Source organism: Vibrio sp. B1ASS3, from assembly GCF_905175355.1.
Classification (GTDB): domain Bacteria; phylum Pseudomonadota; class Gammaproteobacteria; order Enterobacterales; family Vibrionaceae; genus Vibrio; species Vibrio owensii.
On record NZ_HG992742.1, the window covers coordinates 2,798,764 to 2,824,090 of the forward strand.

General features: G+C 45.3%; 18 protein-coding genes and 1 pseudogene. 3 read left to right on the forward strand and 16 right to left on the reverse strand.

Annotated features, from left to right (window positions below; translation table 11 throughout):
* Positions 1-375 precede the first annotated feature (375 nt).
* From ycfP to hinT, 6 genes are all read right to left on the reverse strand, one after another.
* Positions 376-915, reverse strand: coding sequence for an alpha/beta hydrolase YcfP (gene ycfP, locus KJB05_RS12685; RefSeq protein WP_005437506.1), 540 nt, complete (start codon positions 913-915; stop codon positions 376-378).
* Positions 916-990: 75 nt separating this feature from the next.
* Complete coding sequence (gene thiK / locus KJB05_RS12690) at positions 991-1,872, reverse strand: thiamine kinase (RefSeq protein ID WP_208443910.1); 882 nt, start codon at positions 1,870-1,872, stop codon at positions 991-993.
* Between the two features lie 42 nt (positions 1,873-1,914).
* Positions 1,915-2,505: a penicillin-binding protein activator LpoB gene (gene lpoB, locus KJB05_RS12695; RefSeq protein ID WP_005431666.1), complete on the reverse strand. Its 591-nt coding sequence runs from the start codon at positions 2,503-2,505 to the stop codon at positions 1,915-1,917.
* A gap of 87 nt (positions 2,506-2,592) precedes the next feature.
* Positions 2,593-2,985, reverse strand: coding sequence for a YcfL family protein (locus KJB05_RS12700; RefSeq protein WP_005437509.1), 393 nt, complete (start codon positions 2,983-2,985; stop codon positions 2,593-2,595).
* Complete coding sequence (locus tag KJB05_RS12705) at positions 2,985-4,379, reverse strand: hypothetical protein (protein WP_208443909.1); 1,395 nt, start codon at positions 4,377-4,379, stop codon at positions 2,985-2,987. Before KJB05_RS12705 ends, KJB05_RS12700 begins: the two co-directional genes overlap by 1 nt.
* A gap of 72 nt (positions 4,380-4,451) precedes the next feature.
* Positions 4,452-4,802 (reverse strand): purine nucleoside phosphoramidase, encoded by a 351-nt coding sequence (gene hinT, locus KJB05_RS12710; RefSeq protein ID WP_005437511.1) that lies wholly within the window; start codon positions 4,800-4,802, stop codon positions 4,452-4,454.
* Positions 4,803-5,037: 235 nt separating this feature from the next.
* Here hinT and KJB05_RS12715 point away from each other — a divergent pair, with 235 nt between their 5' ends.
* Complete coding sequence (locus KJB05_RS12715) at positions 5,038-7,029, forward strand: methyl-accepting chemotaxis protein (RefSeq protein ID WP_039841532.1); 1,992 nt, start codon at positions 5,038-5,040, stop codon at positions 7,027-7,029.
* A gap of 165 nt (positions 7,030-7,194) precedes the next feature.
* Positions 7,195-8,355, forward strand: a complete 1,161-nt coding sequence (locus KJB05_RS12720; RefSeq protein WP_005437515.1) for a DUF1887 family protein — start codon at positions 7,195-7,197, stop codon at positions 8,353-8,355.
* A 159-nt stretch (positions 8,356-8,514) separates the two neighbouring features.
* On the opposite strand, the gene udp is transcribed toward KJB05_RS12720, so the two are convergent.
* The 5 genes from udp to KJB05_RS12745 all read right to left on the reverse strand — a co-directional run bounded on the left by udp (position 8,515) and on the right by KJB05_RS12745 (position 15,893).
* Positions 8,515-9,273: a uridine phosphorylase gene (gene udp, locus KJB05_RS12725; RefSeq protein ID WP_005437517.1), complete on the reverse strand. Its 759-nt coding sequence runs from the start codon at positions 9,271-9,273 to the stop codon at positions 8,515-8,517.
* A 312-nt stretch (positions 9,274-9,585) separates the two neighbouring features.
* Positions 9,586-11,892 carry a zinc/cadmium/mercury/lead-transporting ATPase gene (locus KJB05_RS12730; protein ID WP_208443908.1) on the reverse strand — a complete coding sequence of 769 codons (2,307 nt, stop codon included), beginning with the start codon at positions 11,890-11,892 and terminating at the stop codon, positions 9,586-9,588.
* Between the two features lie 100 nt (positions 11,893-11,992).
* Positions 11,993-13,444, reverse strand: coding sequence for an MATE family efflux transporter (locus tag KJB05_RS12735; protein WP_039985985.1), 1,452 nt, complete (start codon positions 13,442-13,444; stop codon positions 11,993-11,995).
* A 63-nt stretch (positions 13,445-13,507) separates the two neighbouring features.
* A complete protein-coding gene (locus tag KJB05_RS12740; protein WP_005437523.1) occupies positions 13,508-13,927 on the reverse strand; it encodes a CBS domain-containing protein in 420 nt (139 codons plus the stop codon).
* A gap of 346 nt (positions 13,928-14,273) precedes the next feature.
* Positions 14,274-15,893 carry an NAD(P)/FAD-dependent oxidoreductase gene (locus KJB05_RS12745; RefSeq protein WP_009707141.1) on the reverse strand — a complete coding sequence of 540 codons (1,620 nt, stop codon included), beginning with the start codon at positions 15,891-15,893 and terminating at the stop codon, positions 14,274-14,276.
* Between the two features lie 232 nt (positions 15,894-16,125).
* On the opposite strand from KJB05_RS12745, the gene fdxA reads away from it, so the two are divergent.
* Complete coding sequence (gene fdxA, locus KJB05_RS12750; RefSeq protein WP_005431654.1) at positions 16,126-16,449, forward strand: ferredoxin FdxA; 324 nt, start codon at positions 16,126-16,128, stop codon at positions 16,447-16,449.
* A 90-nt stretch (positions 16,450-16,539) separates the two neighbouring features.
* On the opposite strand, the gene KJB05_RS12755 is transcribed toward fdxA, so the two are convergent.
* The 5 genes and pseudogenes from KJB05_RS12755 to KJB05_RS12775 form a co-directional block, all read right to left on the reverse strand.
* On the reverse strand, positions 16,540-17,274 hold the full coding sequence (locus tag KJB05_RS12755; protein WP_020195041.1) for an RNA methyltransferase: 735 nt from the start codon (positions 17,272-17,274) through the stop codon (positions 16,540-16,542).
* Positions 17,275-17,457: 183 nt separating this feature from the next.
* Positions 17,458-20,078 (reverse strand): annotated as a pseudogene (locus KJB05_RS12760) (cation-translocating P-type ATPase).
* 1,058 nt (positions 20,079-21,136) lie between these two features.
* Positions 21,137-21,745 (reverse strand): DUF1629 domain-containing protein, encoded by a 609-nt coding sequence (locus KJB05_RS12765; protein ID WP_104040164.1) that lies wholly within the window; start codon positions 21,743-21,745, stop codon positions 21,137-21,139.
* Positions 21,742-22,476, reverse strand: a complete 735-nt coding sequence (locus tag KJB05_RS12770; protein WP_208443907.1) for an AHH domain-containing protein — start codon at positions 22,474-22,476, stop codon at positions 21,742-21,744. The genes KJB05_RS12765 and KJB05_RS12770 overlap by 4 nt, the downstream gene beginning before the upstream one ends.
* 1 nt (position 22,477) lies before the next feature.
* Positions 22,478-25,306, reverse strand: a complete 2,829-nt coding sequence (locus KJB05_RS12775; RefSeq protein ID WP_208443906.1) for a DUF4150 domain-containing protein — start codon at positions 25,304-25,306, stop codon at positions 22,478-22,480.
* Between the last annotated feature and the right edge of the window lie 21 nt (positions 25,307-25,327).

The following is a 25,327-nucleotide window of genomic DNA, read 5'->3' on the forward strand; positions in this document are numbered from 1 at the left end:
TCTTATTAGCTTATTGATGTGCATCGGTTTCTTGATCTGAAATACACGATCTCAGACAAAAAATGGGCAAGTTTCTTACTCGCTCTCAATTTTTTTTGATATTTATCAAATTATTTTTACTGAGTTCATTATATAGGGCAATCTTTTGATGGCAACAAAAATCCTTACTCGAGATACGGATTGGCTAATTTTCGTCTGTTTGACGGTAACGTTTTCGTGCCACAAAAGGTTAAATCGATAAATCAAGCCGATAAATCGATACAAAATGTAAAATCTTGAGGAATCAGTGCAGTTCGTTTGAGCACCAGTAGAAACAAAAACAGCACTTCGAAAAGTGCTGTTTAAACAAAATAAGTTTGTTCGCTCTAAGACAAGTTAGGCGCTTTTGAATGCCTTCATCGCTTGCAGATGATGAGAGATCTTCTTGAACTTATGAGTTTGGGTTTCATCCCAAATGATTTCGTAGTGTTTATCCAGTTCTGCTGCGGTTTTTGAGTTGTCGTGGATTTCATCTTCTTTCGACAAAATCACCAAACAGCGCTCTTTGTTTTTCGCACGGAATTGCTCCACACATTTGGTCGCAATATCTTCGTACTCTTCTGGACGGTCAATACGCCCTGCCATCGTCTTCTCTGGATGCAAGTTCGGGTTGAACATCACTTGCTTAATGCCGCAAAGAAAACCAATTCGCTCTGACCAGTATGCGCCAAGGCCAACACCACAAATCAGTGGGTTTGGATCGTCCGCTTGGTCAATGACCTTAGACACTTCTTTCAATAAGTGCTGCATGTCATGCTTAGGATGAAGTGTGCTGTAGTTGATGAAACGAACGTCATCATCGATGAATTGCAATTGAAGAACTTTTTCGTGGTTACCCGGGCTTGTACTATCAAAGCCGTGCAAGTAAATAATCATGTGTACCTCTCCCTGTGACTTGCTGGTACTTCACTTTAAACTACCACTATTTCTTTATGGTTAAAGAGGAAAAAGTCATGAGTTATCAAAACAGTGATCTTCCATACATAATAAGTCTTTAAACTCACGAGCACTGTCTAAGTATTGTTCATCATCCCACAATTTGTAGGCCAATAAATACCAAAGCATCGCCATCATTTGAGTTCTTGGCATCCACGCTTGCACGCCTTCCAACCATAAAGCGACGTCTTCAATACCACGAATCTGGCAATATTGTTCTACACCCCGTTCAATAGGCACATCGGCGAGTTGCAGAACCAGCGTCAAGTCGAGTCTTGGATCCGCTAAGCCAGCGTACTCCCAATCAATCACTTTTACGCCCTCTTCGCCACGAACTAAGTTGTAACACCCAAGGTCAAAATGGCACAGTGCTGCAGGGACTTGCGCCACGCTTGGCTCAGAACGCCACTTTTGATAAAGCGCTTCGTACTCAGTGCCGACGTACTGACCAGCCAGTTCCAACCAATAATGATCGATGCGCGAAAGATACGAGAACGGAACTAAAGGAACCGCCGTTGCAGGATATTCATGAACCCTAGCAGCAATCGGTAATAGCTCTTCAATATCAATTCCTGGCTTCGTCAACGTTTCACCCGGCACCCACTCCACTAACAAACCTTGCTCATGCACAAAGACGGGCTTTGGACCTAGGTTGAGAGGGGCAATCGCATTGAGTACTTGATATTCGTTGTGACGAGAAATAGCAAAGGCCTTGCACACATTACTGGTCGGTCGCCAGACGTAAGCAAGACCTTCTGAGGATTCCAACCGCCAGCAGCGATTGGTAAGCCCACCAGTGACGGTTTGAACCTTCACTGGTGGTGATGCAAAGAAGCCATCAAGCGCATTTAAACTCGGGTCTAATTGTTTCGCTTGTTGCCAAGAAAACCACGCCATGAACGACTTCTCCACTTAGGTCATAAGACCAAACTGAATCAATTAAAGACCAAATAGGCTCTTAGATTGTTCTTTACGGATTTCCGTTTCATCCGCCCATTCGATCAGACCCGTTTCTAGGTCCATTAGGCGCATAGTCATTTTGTAGTAAACGTCTTTGTCGCTGCCTGCGTTTTTCACGATGCTAGAAAGGTTACCGTAAAGCATGTATTGCGCACCGACCATTTTACCGAATTGGATTGCCGTGCTTTGGTTTACTAGCTCATCAGTGTTTTGGAAGTTAAGTTGCTCACGAACAGACTCAACACGATCCATGTCTACGAAACGGAACTTACCAGAGTTCAGCATCTTAGTAGAAATAGTGTCAGTGATAGACTCCGTATCGATGTGTTCGCTTGTCTTGTTCTTGATGCGCTCAACAAACACGATAGGACGTTGGTCACGAGTAATTGCTGCCACTGAACCTGACATCATCATGCTGTCTACCATTTCGCCAGCAATTTTTTGTAGATCCGTCGAGCCGAAGTCGATCGTTGTGGTTTCTGTCGCTTGCGCATCACCGTAAGAGACTTTGTTTGAACAACCACCCAGAATGACGGCAAGACCTAAAAGAGCAATAATACTTTTTTTCATGAGAGTTCCTTAGTTTGTGTTTCATCCCAAGGCGTCTCCACCTTGGCAAAGCAGCATAGCCGCCGAAATTGTGTTACTCGAAACGAGTTAGTTATCTTGTGCTTCGCGAATTTGTACGCGGAATTGAGTCCCGTTAGGGTTCACCGTCACTTCAGACAAAGTCACTTGTTCAAATCCACGCACGATCATTTTGCGCCATGGACCCGGTTTGGTATTCACCTCAAGACCAGTATTGTCGTACCAGTAAAAGCGGTAAAGGATCTCTTGGTCACCTTTATAGTTACTGCTCAACTGCACAACGCCACGCGGACGGTCATCCACATAAGTCGTGGTAATGTTGTCTACCAACAGGCGACTACCCATGACGTTATCGTGGAAGAAAACCTTTTGGGTTTGGCCATCGATTCGGATACCAGCGGTGTTGTCAGCACAACCCGCTAAACCAATGATCACTGCCAAGCCAATAAGCCATGCTCTCATTACAACCTCCCTAGTTGTTTATGCCAAACTGTGGAATGCGATCCCTGACGAGATACCCAAACCAACGTTGTTTGCTGTGCTGGCACTTCGAATTGATACACCTGATCGCCAACGTTTAAGCTTTGCTGCCCCGGTTTCACGACTTTCGAAGCCGTTTTCACCGTACCTGGTAGCGTCTGCCAACTTCTGGTATCAGGTTGTTCGGTTAATGTATTCCACACATTGAAAAGAATGTTGCCGACATCATCGCCTTTTGCCGCTTCTTTTCGGATTCTGTCTTTTGCCCAAACACGAATCGCTTGGCGAATCACAATCGTAGTCAAACGTTCGTGCAAATCGTTTTGCGCCATCGCGTTCACATCGGCCAATGTGCTTGAAGGTAGCTTGTTGCCATTTAGCGCAACATCTCCAAAACGCTGTGTTCCACGTTTCGGGTAGTAAGGCAGCGCAAGCGAATAAATCGCACCGTCGCCTCGGCTATCATAAATCGGCAAGTCAATGCGCCAACCTTGCAGCGCTTCCACCACGCCTTGTTCGTCTATCACGATCACACGACCTTGTGACTTACTCAGTCCTGAAGGCGCTTTGCCGTAACGTTTTTCAAGAATACGAAGATCTTGACGCATACCGAGCTTTTTCGCGGCATACATTGTACTTTCAATCACTTGCTTATTATCTGGCATCACAGCGAGCGCGCGACGATAGTCTACGTACGCACTGTTCAAATCTCGTGACGCTTCATAAAGCAAACCAGAAAGGTAGAACAAGTAGCCGTTTTGCACTGAGCTAAGCTTCTTGCCTGCGTCTGGGTAGTTGGCTAACACGCTACCTAGGTTCGCTGACATACCTTGCTTCTTAAGATCCTTCTCTGCCTGCTTTAGTTCCTTTTCACGTGCTTTCTTTGCCGCTTCTTGCACTTGGTTTGCACGACGCATTTCAACCAGTGCCCCTTCAAGGTCATTCTTTTGTAGGTAGTTCAGACCGAGGTACAAATGCAAAAAGCCGAGTTCATAGTCGGCAGGTTGGTATTCGTTTAGGTTGTCGTTAACGGCAAGAGACCCAACACTGGTCGCCGTTTCCGTTACAGAAATGGTTGCGCGATCTTGTTGTTTACGCACTGCACGATCGCTGTCTTCAAGTGAACTCAGGCTTTTTGGGTAATCTTGGGCAAGAAACGAGATTCGACCTTGCTCAAAGTTGCCAAGTATATCGCCACCAATATCACTCGATTGCAGTTGCTCAGCTTTGGCATATTCACCCGCAACCACTGCCTGATAGACTTGTTTATTTTGGTCGCTGTAATGACTGAAGAGATTGCCAGCGGACAAGTTTGCACATCCTGTAGCAAGCAGGACCCAGCTCATTAATCCGAATAGCTTCACACCATGTTTCACATTTATCTCCACAAATGTGTTGTTCGTCAGGAATAAAGAAGTGGATGAATCACTTCACCCACTTCTAATAGATTAGCTCAATACCATAGGACCTAAAGGACGACCGCCCACTAGGTGCATATGAATATGATAGACTTCCTGACCGCCATGTGAGTTACAGTTTACGATCAAACGGTAACCGTCTTCTGCAATGCCTTCTTCTTTAGCAAGCTTCTTCGCTACCGTGAACATACGTCCCATCATCGCTTCGTCTTCCGCTTCCACGTCATTTACTGTCGGGATCAGCTTATTTGGAATGATAAGGATATGGCTTGGCGCACGCGGATTGATGTCACGAAATGCCGTTACTAAGTCATCTTGGTAAAGGACATCTGCTGGGATTTCTTTGCGAATAATTTTGCTAAAGATGGTTTCTTCCGCCATGGGTACTCCATTTTATAAGGTGTGTAACCTATTTAGTATGCGCTAAGCCAAAAGCGAGCTCAATAAAAAACAGTGTTCACTTAACATTATCAATATAAGTCGTGACGTTGAAGCTTTTTTTGTCGTGTGCGTCATAAAACGTGCGTCGCAAACTCAATACAATCCAGTGAATTTTGTTACTTTTTTAAGACAATTCTTATTTATATTGTCTATTTTTGGGAGAGGAAGCTCACTTATGCGAGGTTCAGTTATTAAACGGATGTATGCAGGCTTCGCACTGATCATCGTCCTGTTTGCTGTCACGATTGCCATTATGATGGGGGGCATGAATGATATTCACGGTAAGTTTGAGACGGTATCTAAGTCTTCATTACCACTTGTTTCATTATCTAACCAAACCAGTGTTGAACTGCTTTCTGCAGACAAATCTTTTAAAGACTTCCTGACCACAGAGAATAAACAACGCATGGACGAGATGCGTCAGGAATTTGCCAAATCTCAACAAACCTTTGAAGCGACATTGAGCCAACTTGAAGTCGCGAGCCAAATCTACCCTTCTCTTGCCGAACCTTTTTCTCAGCTTAAAGAACTTGAGCAGAGCTATTTTACTGAAGCAAAAGAAGCCATGGATAACTACGAAGCCATGTTCGCTGCACAAGAAGAAGTGCAAAAGTCTTCTCGTCGCTTCCAACAACTTAACACTGAGCTTTCTGTTGGTCTGAAAGAGTACGTGGCGGACCAAAGCAGTATCTCTGTAAAAGTGATGGCAAAGAGCTACTTCATCAAATTGAAAGATGCTGAAGTTATTACGTCTGATGCCTTAGCAAGCTCGAACCCTGAGTTTGTAACTGAAGCCGTAGCGAAAAACCGCAAGGCAGTCACACACCTCAACTACGCATTCCGTGGTTTGGTAACTCAACTTCCTGAACTTCAAAAAGCTTTTGGTGAATCAGTAGAACAATTCACACGTGACGTCGGTATGCGTGGTGGTGTTTTAGACCAACACAACAACTACCTTTCGGCTCGTGCGGCGCTTTACAACAACATTGCGAACCTTGCCACCAAAGTTGACTCAAGCATGTCGATTCTTGAGCAATTCACAACAACCGCAACAGACAAGCTCAACGAATCTTTAGCGGATGCAGGAGACATTTACTCAGCAGGCGTGACGAAAGCGATTGTGATTGCAGTGATTGTCGTTCTGTTTGCAACCGCCATCGGTTACCACATCGCACAAAGTGTCCGTGAGCCACTAACACGCATCTTGAAAGTGCTAGAAAGCCTAACAGAAGGCGACATGACACAGCGTATTGAAAATCGTCACAACAACGAATTTAGCCGCGTAAGTGGGCATATAAATACCCTTGCGGACAGTTTGCACAACATTCTTGTGAAGCTTAACGACGCTTCAGAGAACCTTGCTTCGACCGCTTCAACGAATGAGCAAACCTCTTCTCAAGCGCAAGGTCAATTGAACTCACAGCGTGAGCAAACCGCAAATGTGGCGACAGCGATGACAGAGATGTCTCACTCGGTTCAAGAGGTCGCACAAAGTGCACAAGGCTCACTAGAAATGGTTCAGCGTGTAGAAACCGCTTCTGACCAAGGTCGCAACGTTATGAACAGTAACATCTCGACCATTAACCAGTTAGAAACGCGTTTGAATGAATCTGTGTCTGCGGTTTCTGAGCTACAGAGAATGAGCGGCCAGATCGGTTCGATTCTAGACGTGATTCGTAACATCGCTGAACAAACTAACTTGTTGGCACTCAACGCCGCCATTGAAGCCGCTCGTGCTGGTGAACAAGGCCGTGGTTTTGCGGTTGTTGCGGATGAAGTTCGCGTGCTGGCATCCAAGACCACACAATCGACAACTGAGATTGAAGCAATGATCAGTAACCTTCAATCGAGTTCGCAGTCTGCTAGCCAAGTTATTCAGAGCTGTATGAGTGATATGGAAATGTCCGTTGAGCAAGCTTCAAAAGCAAATAGCTCTATGGAAGAAATCCAAGCGCTTATTATCGAAATCAGCCAGATGAGTACCCACATATCTCAAGCGGCAGCAGAGCAGAGCGAGACTTCAGCGGATATTGCGCGCAGCATTGAAGACATCAATAGCATTGCCGATCAAAGCTACCATGCGATGTCGAGTATTGCTCAAACTAGCGAATCTTTGACGCAATTAGCGCATCAGCAAAACGAACTGGTTCATCGATTTAAGCTATAAAATCCGCCGCCAAATTTAACGGATTTATTGCAACCAACTGTATAAGGGTGACTTTTTATTGAAGTCGCCCTTGTTTTTTATGAGCTGTGTCTACATATGGTTTATATGGCTTGCTCATCCCTTTTCTTTTCTCTTTTCGAGCAAGCCAAATAAGAAGGAAAACCTATGGCTGTTCATGTTGGTATTATCGACCAAGATCCAGTGAGATTAGTCACTCCTCTTTTGGATAATCGCACTGTAAGTACACATATCGTCTTCATCGGCGACAAGAGCCAATCCGATATGTACGAGCGACTGAGCGCAGTATTAGAGCAGCGAGAAATTACGTCTGAATTCTTTGAAATTCCTTCTGCAGTAAACACTTCTCTGATCAAACAATCTGTCCACAAATTGGCAAAAGACCTCCACGACCGAGGTGAAGAAGTTAAACTCAACGCAAGTTGTGGCCTACGTCACCGCCTGCTTTCCGTGTACGAAGTCTTCCGTACTTACCGCTGGCCTATCTTCGTAGTAGAACCAAACAGCGACAAACTGTGCTGGCTTTACCCAGATGGCAAAGAAGATACGCAAGTAGAAGACCACATTACCATCTCTGATTACCTAACGATTTTCGGTGCACGCGGTGAATTCCACCACGTAGACCTTCCTCCTCAACTTGACCAAAAGCTTTACGAACTGGGTGAACGCTGGGCATCTAACGCACTTGAGCTTGGCCCTGGCCTTGCGACGCTGAACTACCTTGCAACCACTTGTCGTAAAGAGCAGAAGTTGGATGTTGAGCTTTCTGAGAAACAACAAGGCTACCGCGAGCTGAACATGCTGCTGACCGATTTGGTCGAGGCACAAATCGCGACATACGAAAATGGCGTGCTGACGTTTGCAGATGAAGACGCTCGTCGTTTCTCTAACGGTGAATGGTTAGAAACTCTGGTTCACAGCACTGTGAAGCAGATTCAAGACACCATGCCGACGATCCAAGACCGTTCATTGAACGTGCAGGTTTATCGCAAACTCGGTGAAAGCGAAGTTCGCAATGAACTTGATGTCGCAACGGTGGTGAACAATAAACTTCACATCATCGAATGTAAGACCAAAGGCATGCGCGATGATGGCGATGACACCTTGTACAAGCTTGAATCTTTGCGTGATCTGTTAGGTGGCCTACAAGCTCGTGCCATGCTGGTCAGCTTCCGTCCGCTGCGTCATAACGACATCACACGTGCTGAAGACTTAGGGTTGGCACTTATTGGCCCAGACGAGCTGAAAGATCTCAAAACTCACCTAAGTGCTTGGTTTGAAGCCGCTGGTGGTTCTGACGAAATCTAATCGTCGATATCGTTCAAAAATCAAAAAAGCAGCCTCGAGCTGCTTTTTTATTGCGTCAGATTTGTTGTTTGAATACTCAGACAAAACTGCGAGATAGAAAAAACCAGAGGCGAACCTCTGGTTTTTCCCGTTTGTTTAAATGCCAACTAAATGTTGTGCTTAAAGCATCTTACGCGCTGCTTCTACTACAACTTTAATTGAGCGAGCTTCCGTTTCTTTCAGCGTTGAATGATCTGGAATCTCTTTTTGTGTACGGTTGATGATTACACCCGCCACACAACCTGCTTTCAGGCCAGAGCTTGCACACATGGTTAGCAGTGTTGCTGACTCCATCTCGAAGTTCAGAACGCCCATGTCTTGCCACTCTTGCATAGAACCTTGGAAACGCTTAACAACACGGCCAGAGAATGTATCGTAACGCTCTTGACCTGGGTAGAAAGTGTCACTTGAAGCAGTCACACCCATATGAACAGTTGCACCAGACTCTTCAACAGCCGCTTTCATTGCTGTTGCGATTTCGAAGTCTGCTACTGCTGGAAACTCCATTGGAGCAAAGTGTAGGCTCGCGCCGTCTAGACGAACAGAACCCGTAGTCACGATCATGTCACCTACGTTTACGTGCGGCTGGATTGCGCCAGTAGTACCAACACGTAGGAAAGTGCGAACGCCAAGCTGCGCTAGTTCTTCTACTGCGATAGACGTAGATGGACCGCCGATACCTGTAGAACAAACCACAACAGGTTTACCGTCTAGCTCTGCACGGTATAGCGTGTATTCACGGTGACTTGCTAGAAATACTGGGTTTTCCATTTCTTCTGCGATTTTTTGTACGCGCGCTGGATCGCCTGGAATGATTGCTAGAGTAGCACCATTAAGATCCGCTTCAGTAACACCTAAATGGAATACAGCTTGAGACATAAGTCGCTCCTTGTTGTGGCTTATTTTGTAAACAATAAGCTCATTAATAAGTTGTTGGGTACAGATGCACTGTAGCGAACCTTTCACCAACATTGAGTGATCACAGTCACAATGAAACAATGTAATAAATCTACACTTTCAAATAAAAACGGTTTAGATCACACTTTAATAGCCAAAAGATCATTTCGTTGCATACTAATGAGTGATTTGCCAAACGAATTATTCAGCATAGTGATTACCGTTTTATGGACACAAAAAAGCCCAAGACAGTACGCCTCGGGCTTCTTATTCATCGCTCAGCTGTTAACTGATTTATTTCACTTGTTTTGATTCAAAGCGAAGCAGACGCAGAGCATTCAATGTGACTAGTGCCGTTGCACCACTGTCGGCAAGTACCGCAACCCACAAGCCAGTAATGCCCAGTAAGCTTGTTACCAAGAACACACCTTTTAGACCCAGCGCAAGCGCCACGTTCTGACGGATGTTATTCAGCGTCGCACGTGATAGCTCGATCATACCTGCTAGCTCGATCAAACGGTTGTGAGTCAGTGCAGCATCAGCCGTTTCAAGTGCAACGTCAGTACCACCGCCCATCGCAATACCAATGCTTGAAGCTTTCATTGCTGGCGCATCATTAATGCCGTCACCCACCATCGCGACAGTGTGCTGTGCTGAAATCTCTTCCACGTAGTGCACTTTGTCTGCTGGTAGCAAGCTTGCTTTGTAATCAAGGCCAATTTGATTCGCAATAGCTTCGGCACTGCGAGGGTTATCGCCAGTTAACATCACTGATGAAATACCCAGTTTTTTCAGTGCAGCAACCGCTTGTTGAGCGTCTTGGCGAAGTGTGTCTTGCCAAGCAATCAAACCAATCACTTGTTCATCGTGACGAGCGATAACCACCGTCTTACCTAGATCTTCCAACGCCACGACTTGCTGTTCGATGTCAGACGCGATGGCAAAATCGGCTTTCGATGGCGCAATCACTTGAACCAATTTGCCTTCAACAAGCCCTGTCACACCAGAACCAACCTGCGCCGTTTTGTCTGCCGCTTCAGGAATGTTGATGCCCTGCTCTTGTGCTTTGTTCACCAAAGAAATTGCTAGCGGGTGGCTTGAGCCAATCTCAATCGACGCCGTTAAGCTTAATAGCTGCTCTTCTGTTACATCGAATGGAACCACATCAGTTACTTGCGGTTTACCTTGTGTCAGTGTGCCCGTCTTATCGAATGCTACAGATTCCACACGACCCAGTAGCTCAAGCGCTGCACCACCTTTGATCAGTGCGCCTCGTTTTGCCGCTGCCGCCAAGCCAGAAGTGATCGCCGCTGGCGTAGAGATGACGAGCGCACATGGACATGCGATCAACAGCAATGCTAGACCACGGTACACCCACGTTTCCCAAGGTTGAGCAAACAACAATGGCGGTGTGATGATGACTAATAGAGAGACAAGCATCATCAATGGTGTGTACCAGCGGCTGAACTTATCTAGGAAACGTTCAAGTGGTGCTTTGCGTGATTCCGCTTCTTCAATCAAATGTAGGATACGGTCAATCGCGTTCTCACCTTGGCGAGACGTCACTTTCACATGCACGACTTTGTCGACAACCACGGCACCTGCCATGATTTTACCGCCTTCGTTGTGCTCTACCGGAACGGACTCGCCCGTTAATGCACTTTCATCGAAGCTTGCCGCTTGAGTCATCAGTACACCATCAGCTGGCATACGACCACCCGGCGCAACTTCAATCACATCCCCCGGCTGTAGTTGTGACGCTGGCACTTCTTGACGTTCGCCGTCCACAATCAGAGTGGTATTTTCTGGAACGAGATCCATCAATGCTTGAACGCCACTACGCGCACGAGATGATGCGTATGCTTCTAACTTTTCACCAATAAGGAAAAGCAATAGCACCATCGCCGCTTCTGCGGTTTCACCTAGGTATAGCGCGCCCAGCGCTGCGACACTCATCAGCGTTTCAATCGCGAATGGTGTACCACTGCGAGCCAACTTGACCGCTTTCATCGCAACCGGATACAGACCAAGCAAACAGGTCAACGTAAAGAGCCACGTGCTGAAGGTTGGGTGTAAATCAGAGATAAGACCGGCTAACGCCATCGCACCTGCGATAGAAAGGATTTGAACATTGTCTTTCATAACGCCTAACCAACCTTTTTTCTCGGCTTTTGGTTTTGGCGCATCTGTCGAAGTCAGTGGGAAACCGGTTTGTTGAGAAACTTGCTCAATGACAGGCGCAAGTGCACGGTTATCAAAATCCACCACCAGCTTTTCAGTCGCGAACAGGACTTTGGCGTTCGTGACACCTTCAACAGAAGAAATGGCTTTTTCAAGTTTTTGAGCACAGGCAGGACAATCCATGCCTGACACTAACCAGCTATGGCGAATGGAGGACTCAAGGGGTTCGGCAGGGCCTTCATCTTCAAGAGAATCCGAGCTGCAGCTTCCGCCGCTGCAACAAGAATCCTCTGAAGTGATCACGCTTGCTTGCGTAATATTAAGAGCAGGTTTTGCCGGTGCGCAGCAAGAGTCGTTTGCACCTAGCGCCACCGCAGAGTTGATTTTGCCTGATTGGCAACCTTGATGTTTCGTACACATAATTCACTTTCCTTATTGGTGATAAGTCTCTATCTACCGCTAAGAATAAACCTTAGAGCTAACTCCAAGGTCAAGCGTATTTATGTGAAATTAGGAAAATTTACGCTTTTTCCTCTTCCAGAGCGGTGGCGACCTCATCAATCAATACCGCATCGTGAGAACAGAAAGGCTGAGTATTAACGCAAGTGATGGCGGGATCGTCTTCCACCAAGTCTTCACCAAAGTTCTGCATCAGATCTTTGATGTGCTTGTTCAGCACTACCAGTGCAAGTAAACCAAAAACAATCGTACCCACTGCTTGGCCGTAAAGCACACCGAGCGCGCCATACCACTGAGAACCGAAGTAAACAAAAGGCAACGTACCTATGGTCGCTTTGCCCAAATTCAATGCCGTTGAGTACAGCGGTTTACCAAGGTTATTGAAGGAGGTGTTGGCGACGAACAAAGTACCATTGAACACAAACGTAATCGCCACATAGGTACAGAAAGCAGCAACAATAATCGCAGCGTCACCCGTCAGGCTGAACATGGCCACAATGTAATCTTGCAGAACGTAAAGCAGAGCACATACGGCGAGAGTATAAATGGTAGTCACCAGCAAAGAGTCGGTCAGAGTTCGCTTCACGCGATCCATCCGCTCCGCACCAAAGTTTTGACCAATGATTGGGCCGACCGCACCAGACAAAGCAAAAATCACAGCAAAACACACTGGAGTTAAACGCCCTATCACGGCAAAACCTGCCACAAAATCCTCACCAAATTGGGCAATGTGAGTGGTCACAATCGCATTACCAATCGGCGTAGCAGTGTTGGTAATAATGGCGGGCACGGCAATCGCCAAAATCGGTTTAAGGTTAATTTTAACGATATCGAGATTAGGGAATGAAACCAGCTTGTGCACTTTTACTAGTGGGTAAAGGGAGAAAGCCAATACCGTGAAACGCGCAATAACAGACGCCGCTGCTGCTCCTTCTACGTTCCATTTGAAGACGAAGATAAACAGCGGATCAAGAATCGCGTTAACAATACCGCCCGCTAAAGTCGCCCACATAGATCGCTTTGCATCTCCAGCGGCACGCAGTCCTGCACCGGCAGACATACCTAACGCAAGTATCGGTGCACTTGGTAATAGAATATTGAGATAAGCTTCTGCACGCTCGGCAGCGACCCCTTCAGCACCTATGGCTGCGAGTAATTCAGGAATGTGGATGAACATACTAATGGTAATGACCAAGCTGATCATAAAGGCCACCAGCATGATACTGCCACTCATCAACCTTGCTCGTTCAAAATCCTTTGCGCCAATCGCTTTAGAGACCAAAGCCCCCATAGCAATCGAAGTACCGATGGATGCTGAGGTTGAGAAGAAAATCAGCGTTCCAGCAAAACCGACAGCCGCAGCAAGCTCTACCTGCCCTAGCATACTGATGAATAACATATCGAGCAGATCGACGACAAACAGTGCCATCAAACCGACAGAGCCTGCACCAGACATCACTAAGATGTGGCGCATGGTAGAACCTTGGACAAACTTCGCGTCTTGCGTAGACATATTCTTCCTCAACGACAAAAAGACGCCGAGGCGTCTTTCGTCTTAATACTTATTGTTTTGTTCTTAAACGGGATGTTTGAAACATTCGTTCAGTGTTTTGCCGATGGCTCTTAAAACATCGCGTCTTGTGATCACACCAACGAGCTTATCTTTGTCATCCACCACCGGATACATCTTAGGTTTACCAACTTTCATCATGTCAGCCAATTCGATGATCGACATTTCAGGCGATACCGATAGCGCGTCTAAGTGCATGCACTCTTCTACTGTGTGTGTATCCTGACAGTGGTAACTGGCTTTAACGAGTTTGTCTAAAAGGTCTTGTTCAGAAAGGAATCCGATGACTTTCTCGTTTTCGTCGATAACAGGCCCACCTAGAGTAACACTTTGCATCACCTTGTCCAAAGCCGCCGTCAACGACATGTTCTTGGTGAAAGTCACTGCCTGTAACGTCATGTAATCTTTAACTTTAAGTGAATGCATTCTTATCTCCTTAGCGGCACGTTTTTGCTGCCTTTAAGATAAGTGTCGTCTAATTTCTTGATTTTACTAAATGGAAATTAGCAATTTTATTTATAGGTGTAGTCTATTGATCTTTATCTGAATTGATACATAACACAAAGCAATGAATACTAAGTTGCATATTTATTTAAAGTTACATCGACCATCTGCTTGGCTGTGAGCAAAGAATATACAAAGCTTGGACGTGATTCGAGTCAGGAGTGAGTCAATATAAGAAGGGCGAAAAGAAATAACTAGCTATGCAGCAGAAACAAAAAAGCCAGCCTTAGATTTAGGCTGGCTTTTGATGTTATATCACGCGATTAAATTATGCGTTTTCCATTGAAGCGACGATGTCACGAGCCACCGCTTCTGCCACTTTAATGCCATCGATACCCGCAGAAAGGATACCACCCGCGTAGCCTGCACCTTCACCCGCAGGGAAGAAGCCTTTCAAGTTGATGCTCTGGAAGTCTTTACCACGCTTGATGCAAACTGGAGAAGACGTACGCGTCTCAACACCCGTCAGCAAACCATCTTCTGATGCAAAACCTTTGATCTTACGATCGAATGCTGGGATTGCTTCACGAATCGCTTCGATAGCAAATGCAGGTAGCGCTTTTGACAGGTCAGTCAGTTTGATACCCGGAGTGAATGATGGTTCAACATCACCCAGTGCACTTGGATCGCGACCTTTCAGGAAGTCACCGATTTTCTGTGCTGGTGCGTCGTAGTTCTCACCGCCGAGTGTGTAAGCGCCCGATTCTAGTTCACGTTGGAAACGGATACCTGCTAGAGGATCACCTGGGTAATCAACTTCTGGAGAGATACCCACTACGATTGCGCTGTTCGCGTTACGCTCTGCACGAGAGTATTGGCTCATACCGTTGGTTACCACGCGGCCTTCTTCAGAAGTTGCCGCAACAACAGTACCACCAGGACACATACAGAAACTGTAAACCGTACGACCATTCTTACAGTGGTGAACCAGTTTGTAGTCTGCTGCGCCAAGAATTGGGTGACCTGCGTTTGGACCAAAACGTGCTTCGTCGATCATCGACTGTTTGTGCTCGATACGGAAACCAACAGAGAACGGCTTCGCTTCCATGTAAACGCCACGGTCGTGCAGCATTTCAAAGGTATCACGAGCACTGTGACCTACCGCTAGCACCACGTGACGAGATTTGATCTCTTCACCGTTTGATAGCGTTACGCCTGTGATTTGGCCATCTTCCATATGTAGATCGTCAACACGAGTGCTAAAGCGGATCTCACCACCTAGCTCGATGATTTTCGCGCGCATCTTCTCGATCATGGTAACCAGTTTAAAGGTACCAATGTGCGGCTTACTTACGTATAGAATTTCTTCTGGTGCGCCTGCTGCTACAAACTCAGTGATCACTTTACGACCGTAGAAGTTTGGATCTTTCACTTGGCTGTAAAGCTTACCATCAGAGAAAGTACCCGCGCCGCCCTCACCAAACTGCACGTTTGATTCTGGGTTTAGTGTGCGCTTACGCCAAAAGCCGAACGTGTCTTTAGTACGCTCACGTACTTCTTTACCGCGCTCAACGATGATTGGGTTAAAGCCCATTTGAGCCAAAACCAAGCCCGCAAATAGACCACAAGGACCAAAACCGATCACCACTGGGCGCTCTGTTAGGTTCTCCGGTGCTTTCGCAACAAACTTGTATTCCATATCTGGTGTTTGGCGAACGTGCGGATCTTTTTCGAATTTCGCTAGCAACGCTTCTTCATCACCTTCAACGATGATGTCTAGCGTGTAGATAAGATGAATATTAGTTTTCTTACGAGCATCGTAGCCGCGTCTAAAGACATTAAAAGAGATAACTTTCTCAGCAGCAATGCCAAGCTTTTTAGTAATCGCGTCCAATAGCGCGCCTTCCTCATGATCTAGAGGAAGTTTAATTTCATTAATACGAATCATGTGATGTCTCGTTATGGTAGGTGTCTTAGCCAGAACTACTAATTTCCCCACGTGAATATCAGGGGTGAAAAAGCAGTCAGCTCACAATGGCGCGCATTTTACGAGAAATTGATTTGTCTGTCATACTAAATCCAAGTTGCGCGGCGGAATTAACGTAGCGAATGTTGAATTTTGCCTTGGGATGAGTATTATCCCCATTCTTCAATTTTGACTAACTTAAGAGCTGATTATCATGGCGTTTGTCGTAACCGATAACTGTATCCAATGTAAATACACAGACTGTGTCGCGGTATGCCCTGCTGATGCCTTCCACGAAGGCCCAAACTTTATGGTAATCAACCCGATTGAGTGCATCGACTGTGGTTTGTGCGTGGACGAATGTGCCGCAGCCGCCATCTTCCAAGAAGACGAGCTTCCAGAAGATCAAGTGATCTACAAAGAGCTCAACGCAGAACTTGCAGAAATCTGGCCGGTACAAACTGAAGTGAAGCCAGCAATGGATGAAGCGGAAAAGTGGAACGGCGTACCAAACAAGTTGGACATGCTAGAAAAATAAGCGCATTAAAACGAAAAAAGCGTAATGAACCTCAACTTGAAAAAGTCTGGCTCGTTACGCTTTTTTTGTATCTATGATTCGTTGCTGCGATTAGCTGTGTTGACGACGCATGTTATCCAGAATAATACCTGTCGCCATTGCTACGTTTAGAGACTCAGCACCGCCAAACGCTGGAATGGTAATCTTGTCGGTCACAAACTTCGATGCCGCTTCACGCACACCGTGAGATTCACTGCCCATCAACAAAATGCCTTCTGCTGAGAATTCCGTCTTGTGCACACTCTCGCCTTCAAGGAAAGCGCCATACACTGGCAAGTTTGCCTCTTCTAGGTAGCTTGGTAAATCCACTAGGCTCACTTGCACGCGACCAAAACTGCCCATGGTTGCACTGATGGTTTTTGGGTTGTATGGATCGGCACAATCTGTACTCGCGATGATGTGCTTGATACCGTACCAATCCGCTACGCGAATGATCGTACCTAGGTTGCCCGGATCAGAAACGCCATCCAATGCGATCATCAAGCCTTTTGCCTGAGGCACTGTTACGTTTGGAATTTCAACCACAGCAATGGCTGCATTGTTGCTCACCAGCGTACTTGCTTTAGTTAAGTCATCTAGTGACGCTTCAATACACTCGAAGCCATTTAGTTCTTGGTTGTGCTGCTCTAGAAACTCAGCCGTCGCAAAAATCTGCTTTACCATGAGTGAGCTGTTCGCCAATTCCAGTACGTTCTTTTCACCTTGAACCAGAAATAAGCCGTGCGCTTTACGCTGCTTCTTTTGACCTAAAGCACGCAGCAGTTTTAGTTGGTTTTTTGAAATCATGAAAATATCCCAGATGAAAGTTGGTGAAGTACCAGATGAAAACGGGGGGATTATAGAGTAAACCTTCGCACAGCTAAAGAGATGCCTTGCTTGAGAGAAAAGAAAAGCCCACCAAGCTATCACTCTCGGCGGGCTTTAGGTATCTGTCGCTTCCCTATGCTGAAAGAATCGACACCACCATTCTTAAACGACTTTGGTTTTCGTCATCTCTTTAATGCCAGACAAAATGAATGTCGGCAGCGAAGACACAAGAATCACACCAAATAGGTGACCAGCACTTAGTGCCTCTGTGTTAAAGATCAGCTGACCAAGACCGGTGTAAATCACGCCAAGGGACAGCGTTGCCGAGACCACTACAGCACCCAATAGGTATTTGTTGGTGAATGGATTCTTGCGGTATAGCGAGTTAAATGTACGCGTGTCACAATACGAGTGCCCAGATGGTCGCTGAAGAAGCTTTCGTTACGCTTACGCGGCTTACGCTCCATCAAATCTTTCTCTTCAGGTTCTACACCTAATGCCAACGCTGGCAAGCCGTCAGAAACTAAGTTAATCCATAGAATCATCAGTGGCGTAAGTGGCAGAATCGCTTCTGGTCCCATCATCAAGAAGGCGAACAAGATAACCGATACTTCACCCACGTTTGCCGTCAGTGCTTGGCGAATGAACTTACGCAAGTTATCGAAGATCTGACGACCTTGGCGCACGGCTTTAACGATCGTGCTGAAGTTGTCATCCAGTAGAATCAAATCGCCCGAATCTTTGGCTACCGATGTACCGGTGATACCCATTGCAACACCGATATCCGCACGGCGAAGAGCTGGCGCGTCGTTCACGCCGTCACCTGTCATAGCAGCCACTTCATTATTGTGTTGCTGAGCTTGAACAATGCGCAGCTTGTGTTCTGGTGTTACACGAGCAAAGACGGCAACTTCCGGACAGATTTTACGTAGCGCTTCATCATCCATCTCATCCAGTTGTGCGCCCGTGATGACCAAGTCTTTTTCACTGCGGATAATACCGATTTCGCGTGCAATTGCCGCTGCAGTAAGTGCGTGGTCACCAGTGATCATTACCGTGCGAACGCCTGCGTTATAACAGCTTTCTACTGCATCGCGAACTTCTGGACGTGGAGGGTCCATGATTCCGTACAAACCAAGCACGGTCACATCTTTCTCTAGCTCAGCAGGATCACGTTTGAGATCATCTTCTGTCAGCTCTTTATAACCTACGGCCAAAGTGCGAAGCGCTTGCTCTGCAAAGTCCTGAATTGCCGCTTCGTAGTTCGCAATCACCTCTTCTGCAGGGCTTGCCGCTAACGCTAAGCTGCCTGTCGACATCGTTGGTGCTGTAGGTAGCTCACCACCGTCGACCATAAAGCCAGAAGCGTTACGCAACACCACATCTGGCGCACCTTTAATAGCCAAGAAGTGCTTACCATCCGGTCCTTTGACAATCACTGACGCCATCTTACGAGCAGAATCAAACGGGAACTTCTCAACGATAGAGTAACCGCCTGTCGATAGCATGTCTGATTGTTCCAGACCTGCTTTTGCCGCTGCAACAATCAATGCGCCTTCGGTTGGGTTACCACGCACAGACGAGTTATCGCCATTTTTAATGTATTCCGCATCATTACACAGGGTCGCAACCACTAAGCCTTTCATCATCTCTGGGCTTTGCTTTGCATCGACCGTGTGACCTAGCGGCTTGAATTCACCTTCAGGGCTAAAGCCTTTGCCTGACACTTCCCAGTAACGACCACTTGCATCGTACGCTTTCATTACCTGCATTTGGTTCTGTGTCAGCGTACCCGTTTTATCTGAACAGATAACCGTGGTTGAACCCAGCGTCTCAATTGCAGAAAGCTGTTTCGCTAATGCGTTGTTCTTCACCATGCGCGTTGAGCCCATAGTCAAAACAATTGAGATAACTGTTGGCAGACCTTCTGGAATCGCCGCTACCGACAACGAAATACCCGTGTTCAGAATTTCCAGCCAAGGCATACCGTGGTAAAGGCCGATACCACAAACCACAGCCACCACACCCAAAGCCGCAACCATTAAGGTTTTTGCGATGGTATCCATACGCTCTTGCATTGGTGTTTTGGTTTCTTCGGTGTTTGCCATCATGTCCGCAATGTGGCCAACTTCGGTCTTCATGCCAGTGCTGACAACCACACCTAAGCCTGTACCAGTGGTCACAATCGTGGTCATAAAGCCCATATTACGCTGATCACCAAGGCCGACGGTTTCGTCTTCAATCACCTTAACGATTTTATCAACCGGCTCAGATTCACCAGTAAGCGCGGCTTCATCTACCGCAAGACGGTTCGCTTCAATGATGCGCACGTCCGCAGCAAGGATGTCACCCGTATTAATTTTTAAAATGTCACCCGGCACAATGTCACGTGCCAACACATCAACCCATTCGCCATTACGACGAACTTGTGCGGTTGGCGCTGCCATTTCGCGCAGCGCTTCCATGCCCTTCTGAGCTTTAAACTCTTGCCAAAATGCAATGATGGCATTGATGAAGATGATCACCGTGATGGCAATCGCATCCACAAGGTGACCAGTAAAGAAGGAAACGATCGCACCAATACCCAGAATGAAGATCAATGGGTTCTTAAATTGGTGTAGGAATAGCTCAAGGGCAGATTTGCCTTCTTGCTCTTGTAGCTCGTTTTTGCCGTGTTCAGCCTGACGCTGCTCTACTTCTTCCGAAGTCAAACCTTGCTCAGTTGATACATTTAATTGAGTCAGTGTTTCTTCAACCGACTCAGTAAACCACTTTTTAGTCATGGGGGTCTCCAAAAAGCATTCAAGCGACATCAGTACAATTTCAAACTGATAAAAAGCATTCGCTGAATAGAATTGAGTTAAATCGCCTCGCTAGTCACCGTCGCACCGGTTATTTTCATTTTGAATATTTATCAAGAATCTATTCAGTGTTATGCCAGCGAGTAAAAATAACCTACCCGAACCGATGAATACTTGTAATTAACTTTCAGATAGGCAGATAGCGAATGCGGACGAATCTTTGACCCCAATCAATCTCGATTTTATTTTGTCATACAAAAGATCAATTAAGTGTAAATAAACATGAATAAGACCCCGATTAGACTAAAAAAACACTTCATTTTTCCCGAAAAGTGTAATTTTTCTACAAGATGGTTTTATTAAGAGTGGCTAACAAGCGTGACAAAAATGCAAACTATCCGAAAAGATTTGCAAGGGAAGATAGAAAAATTGCTAATAAATAATGACCAAATTTAGCTAGTCGAAATACATCACATTCGAGTTATGCAAATAGCATATTTATTCAATTTAACAACAAAGAGAAACCACAAGAGACATGGCTGAATACTGCATACAAATTTGGTTGTGAGTGATGAGAATCCACCAGCCAGACGAATAGCCAGTTGATAGAAAGGGAAAAGGTATAAGAGTGGATTTTACAGCGCAGAAACGAAAAAGCCTCGCTGTATAAGCGAGGCTTTTGTCGCTAAAACCATAATGCGTCCAACCACATAGTTTAAACTCAACAAGTTACATATCGATTGAAACCATAATTTGTCAAGATTTAAAACCATAACATGTCCTTTTGGTCAGCTTCAACAAAAACACAGAGGTTAGGTGTAAGAAAGTTACACAATACTAGAAGCAGTCAAAATGTGGTTTCTAAAACAGTGGCAGTAAGTGTTCATCTCGTTACACTATTGGATGCGTTCTCTATCAAACCGGTGATGAGTGCAGAAGAATTTAGGGGGAAATAAAAACATCCCCCTTTATCACTAATATGCTTTAATTTCTCATATTATCTGATTATATGTAGTTGCCAATCTTATAAAAAGAGCGCGTTATTTATACTTATCACCTAACTTATAATCACTCAATTTAAAGAATTTAAACTCAGAGTCTTTGACGTACTTGTTGATTTTATTAACTATGCTTTCATGAATTAACAACCCGCCTCCTGCTACTTTATGAGGTCGTATAATTAGACGATTTTCTTGTGGGATAGCATCTAACACTTCATTCTTGAACTTATACTTTATGACCTCATGCCTACTGTCGTCAGGGGAGTAGTCGAGTATCTCACTACGCTCGAAATCAATACAGTCAAGGTTTTCATACGCATTAAAGAAGAAAAAATCTTCATGCCACTCTTCATCATCACCAATCAAAACAGCAGGGAACAATTGGAAGCCATTTATATTGAGCGGCAGTAATTTATCTGCAATCTCCTTAGATACTACAGGAAAAAAACTGTGGAGATTAAAGTCACTTACAATGAAAGGCATATCACCTTTTTCTGCATTAGTAAAGAATATAGGGCCATCACCAAAATCTAGTTTAGTGAAGCTGTAACGGCGACGTCCTGTATCCAATGATGCTTTTAAATGAAGATAAGTATCTCTAAATGGGATTTCAAATACCTTGTAGTATTGTTCTTCGTAACTATTCATATTCCCCTCTTTGGTGACCAACTTGTTCCAAAAGATATTTGAACTTCTGGAGTATAACCTTTGAATTCATCCCACTCCCCCCTGTGACCATTCTTTCCATTCTCACAAGGAGTTATAGATTTTGATAGCTCGCCTACTTTCCCACTGTTTGCGCACCCAATATAGATTTTGTTTTTCTTATTAAAATGCTCACTAACCTTTGTCAGTGGCAAGCTAAAGTTCAAAATCCTTTTTAATAGTTTCTCACTGATCGGATCCATGTGTTTTTTATGGATCTCTCTTTTCGGCTCTACGACTTCGGTGGTGCCATAACAAAGATAAATATCTTGAGCTATATCGACTAAATAGTCGATCACTTCACTATGGTAATTGGATGCTTTTATCTCTGAAAATTGATTACTTTTAAACGTATGCCCTGTCCTGTGAACTTGGATACCAAGGTGGCAAGCCCCTTTGTAGCTGGATGGTAAACCAACAAGGTTTGATAAGCTATTTATATTATAACCCTTATCTATAAGAGCTTCTTGCATATCTTTGTCAATTTCACTTAGTGCCTTCCCTGATATGAGGTGGTGAGTATCCATCTGAATGCCATTACAAAATGGATGTGCTTTTTTCTTATTATACTTATTCGCACTTTTAATCCATTCTTCTCGGTAGTCAGGTACCTTCTTACCATTAACTTTTTCTTTAGGATTTTTTTCTAAGTTTCCTCTTATTTCTTCACTCATTTTATTTCCTTTCTAGCTCACCACGATAAAGCTTTGGAGTACGGTGTTTGCTGCTTTTACACACTGTACACTTGCCTTTTCGCTTTTTACTCTCAACTTCTTTTGACAGCGTCATGTTTGCTCGGCCTTTGATGGTGTCCCCTTTACGTTTAGCCAATTTGTCCGCTAAGCCTTCCAGATCTCCCATGATTTTGCTCATTTCATCCAAGGTCTCACCAAAAGTATCGAGTGCTTTTTGAGCTCCGGCGATTTGTTTAGCACGTTTCCCCTTAACTACGAGCCTCGCGGCAGTGGAAGTAGCTCGAGCTGCGACACCTGCACCTAGAGTAAATAACCCTAACACGAGGTTCAGAACGACTTCTAGCAATACGTAGATACCTAGCTTACCGCCGTAATAGGTATAAAAGTTTGGTGGGATCGCATCCAATATCAGGACAACGTAAGCACTGTAAGTTATTGCTGATGAAGGATCTCGCATTACTGCCATGGCCTTCGGTAAAGCGCCCGTATCATCAATTTCTTTCGCCCACTCAGGAGCTATCTCTCTTAAGGCTGTGTCAATAAATGTTTGAAGTGCTCTCGCATCGTTTTCGGCAATATACTTCGGAAGCGCAATAATCTCTTCATGATATTTGGCAATCAACCGAGCACGTTCAACAGCATCCTCCGCGCCATCATAAAACTCTATTAGTTTCTCTTTTAACCGCTCACCATTATCTAACATCAGGTCACTCAGGGATTCCACACCATCTTCAAGTGCCTTTCCGAGCAAGTCAGTCACATCGTCGAATGACAATTCATTTACAGGTTTTGTTGTATTCGACAAATACCATCCTGCCCCTGCTCTTACTTGATCTTCAAGGGACTGCTTTATGAAATTGTGGGCTTCAGCAGCATAGACAGCACCTGTATCTAACACTGATGCGCCAGCATCCCAAACAGTATTACCAAAGCTACTCCAGAAATCTTGACTAAACATGTCTGTGAAGTCTTTGCCCCAGTCAACAATGCCATCATCAATACCGTCTGCCAAACTTGCAACACCACGCGTTTGCCACTGTAAAGCGAAGGGTTGCATTGCTTTGCAGACTTGGACATAAACGCTGTCTAGACGGCGTTCGATGAGCTCTCGTGTGTCCTTAATCTGACGCTCTATTCCGGGCTCACCAATTATCTCAACAGTAACGAGGTCAGTATTCGGCTTCAGATCATCAAAAGCAGCTACCCCACCTTGCTTCTCACTACTCTCTATAGCATGAATAGCGCTATCAGAGACGGTACTCTTATTTGGCAGCTTGTTGAGTGCTACCTGTTCAGCATGTACGACTGAATTCGTCTGTATGCGTATATTGTCAGCAAGGAAAGGGGTCTGCCATAGGTCATCATAAAAGAGCTGGACTTTAACCCACTTCTGCTCTTCTAAGTCGATTTTTAAAATCGCATTTATGACAACTTCAATATTCCCTGCCTCTGCTGAATACACGTTATCCGGTGCCTGAATGACTGAAACTTCAGAGGTATCATTCATCAAGCTTTCCGCTTTGGTTTGAAGACGCTCAAACGCGCTTGAAAGGTTATCGGACAGTTTTTTCGAGTAGGTATTTATCGTACTTACATGTGCGTCATAGATATCTGACGAGAGATACAGGTAGTTTAATCGGCTAGCCTCAGAGCTAAGTGATTCGAGACGCCCTTTTACTTTTGAAAGCACCGCTTCAAGCTGACTACTAAGCGCTTGCTGTGCACTTTGCCAGTCGTATTCTTGTAAGAACGTTTGTGGGTTCCCTTTCCCTCTTGCTCGCATGTATGCCAGCATTCGATCTGCTGTTTCATGTTTTGGTAAACGGAACAGAACCGAAAGTAATTCACCTTCCTCTAGAACCAAGGGTAAACCAAGAGAAAGAACACGATCCATACTCTCTTCAGACATGCTTTCAATCCCTGCTACTAAGGCTTCAGCAAGAATGCTGAATGAAAAGTCTGGATGACGCTGGAGAAAATGTGTTTTGACCTCTAAATCGACAATGTCTAAAAAATAACGATCGGCAGTTAGACTTGTCCCCATTGCTCCCCATCCTTCAGAGGGAGGAGCTATACGGTAGGGGTGCCAAAATGTTTGCTGACCTTGAGATGCTCTATCGAAAAAGTCTTCATCAGTTAGCGTCATCAAATAATGTGGATTATCAATTCGCACAACTTTAGGAACAAACGCATTCGTACTTTCTTTAGCCAAAATCTTAATTTGTCCCGGTTTTAAACCAGAGACTGTGCTTTTTCCAGAGTCATCAAAGTGCCCGCTCGTTAACACACTTCCTGATGGGTCGGTAATATCAAAGTCAGCATCTTTGAGCAGAATGCCGTCAGGATAGCGAGCTTTCACGTAAACCGTGTATGTCCCTTCTTCATCTTCTGTCACGCTGACAGCAGGGTTTTGAACGCCACCCAAACACATTGTGTTAGCTTTGTTCATTGTCATCTGATCAGAGAGGCGAGCGACGCCTTTTCCTTCAATCAGGACATCGGGAGAAGCTGAAATGAATTTTGCTTCCGCCTCGATAGTACCCGAGGCGACACCTTTTTTATCACCTGCTGCATCGCCAGTACTTTTTGCAAATGTGCTGCCTTTTAATGCAATGCTATTCCCACCGTCAGCGGTCACCGTTGTTGAACCGCCAGCTAAATCAGACGATTTAGCATTATTACCGTAAGGGATAGGTACGATGGGCTTCCCCACTTTTGTTAGACAGACATCTGGCAGTGTTGCATTTGCTTCGCCGCCCGAACCTTTATGGACAACACTGAGTCCATTTGCACTTATTGTTACTGCCATAATATGATCTACTCAGGATTA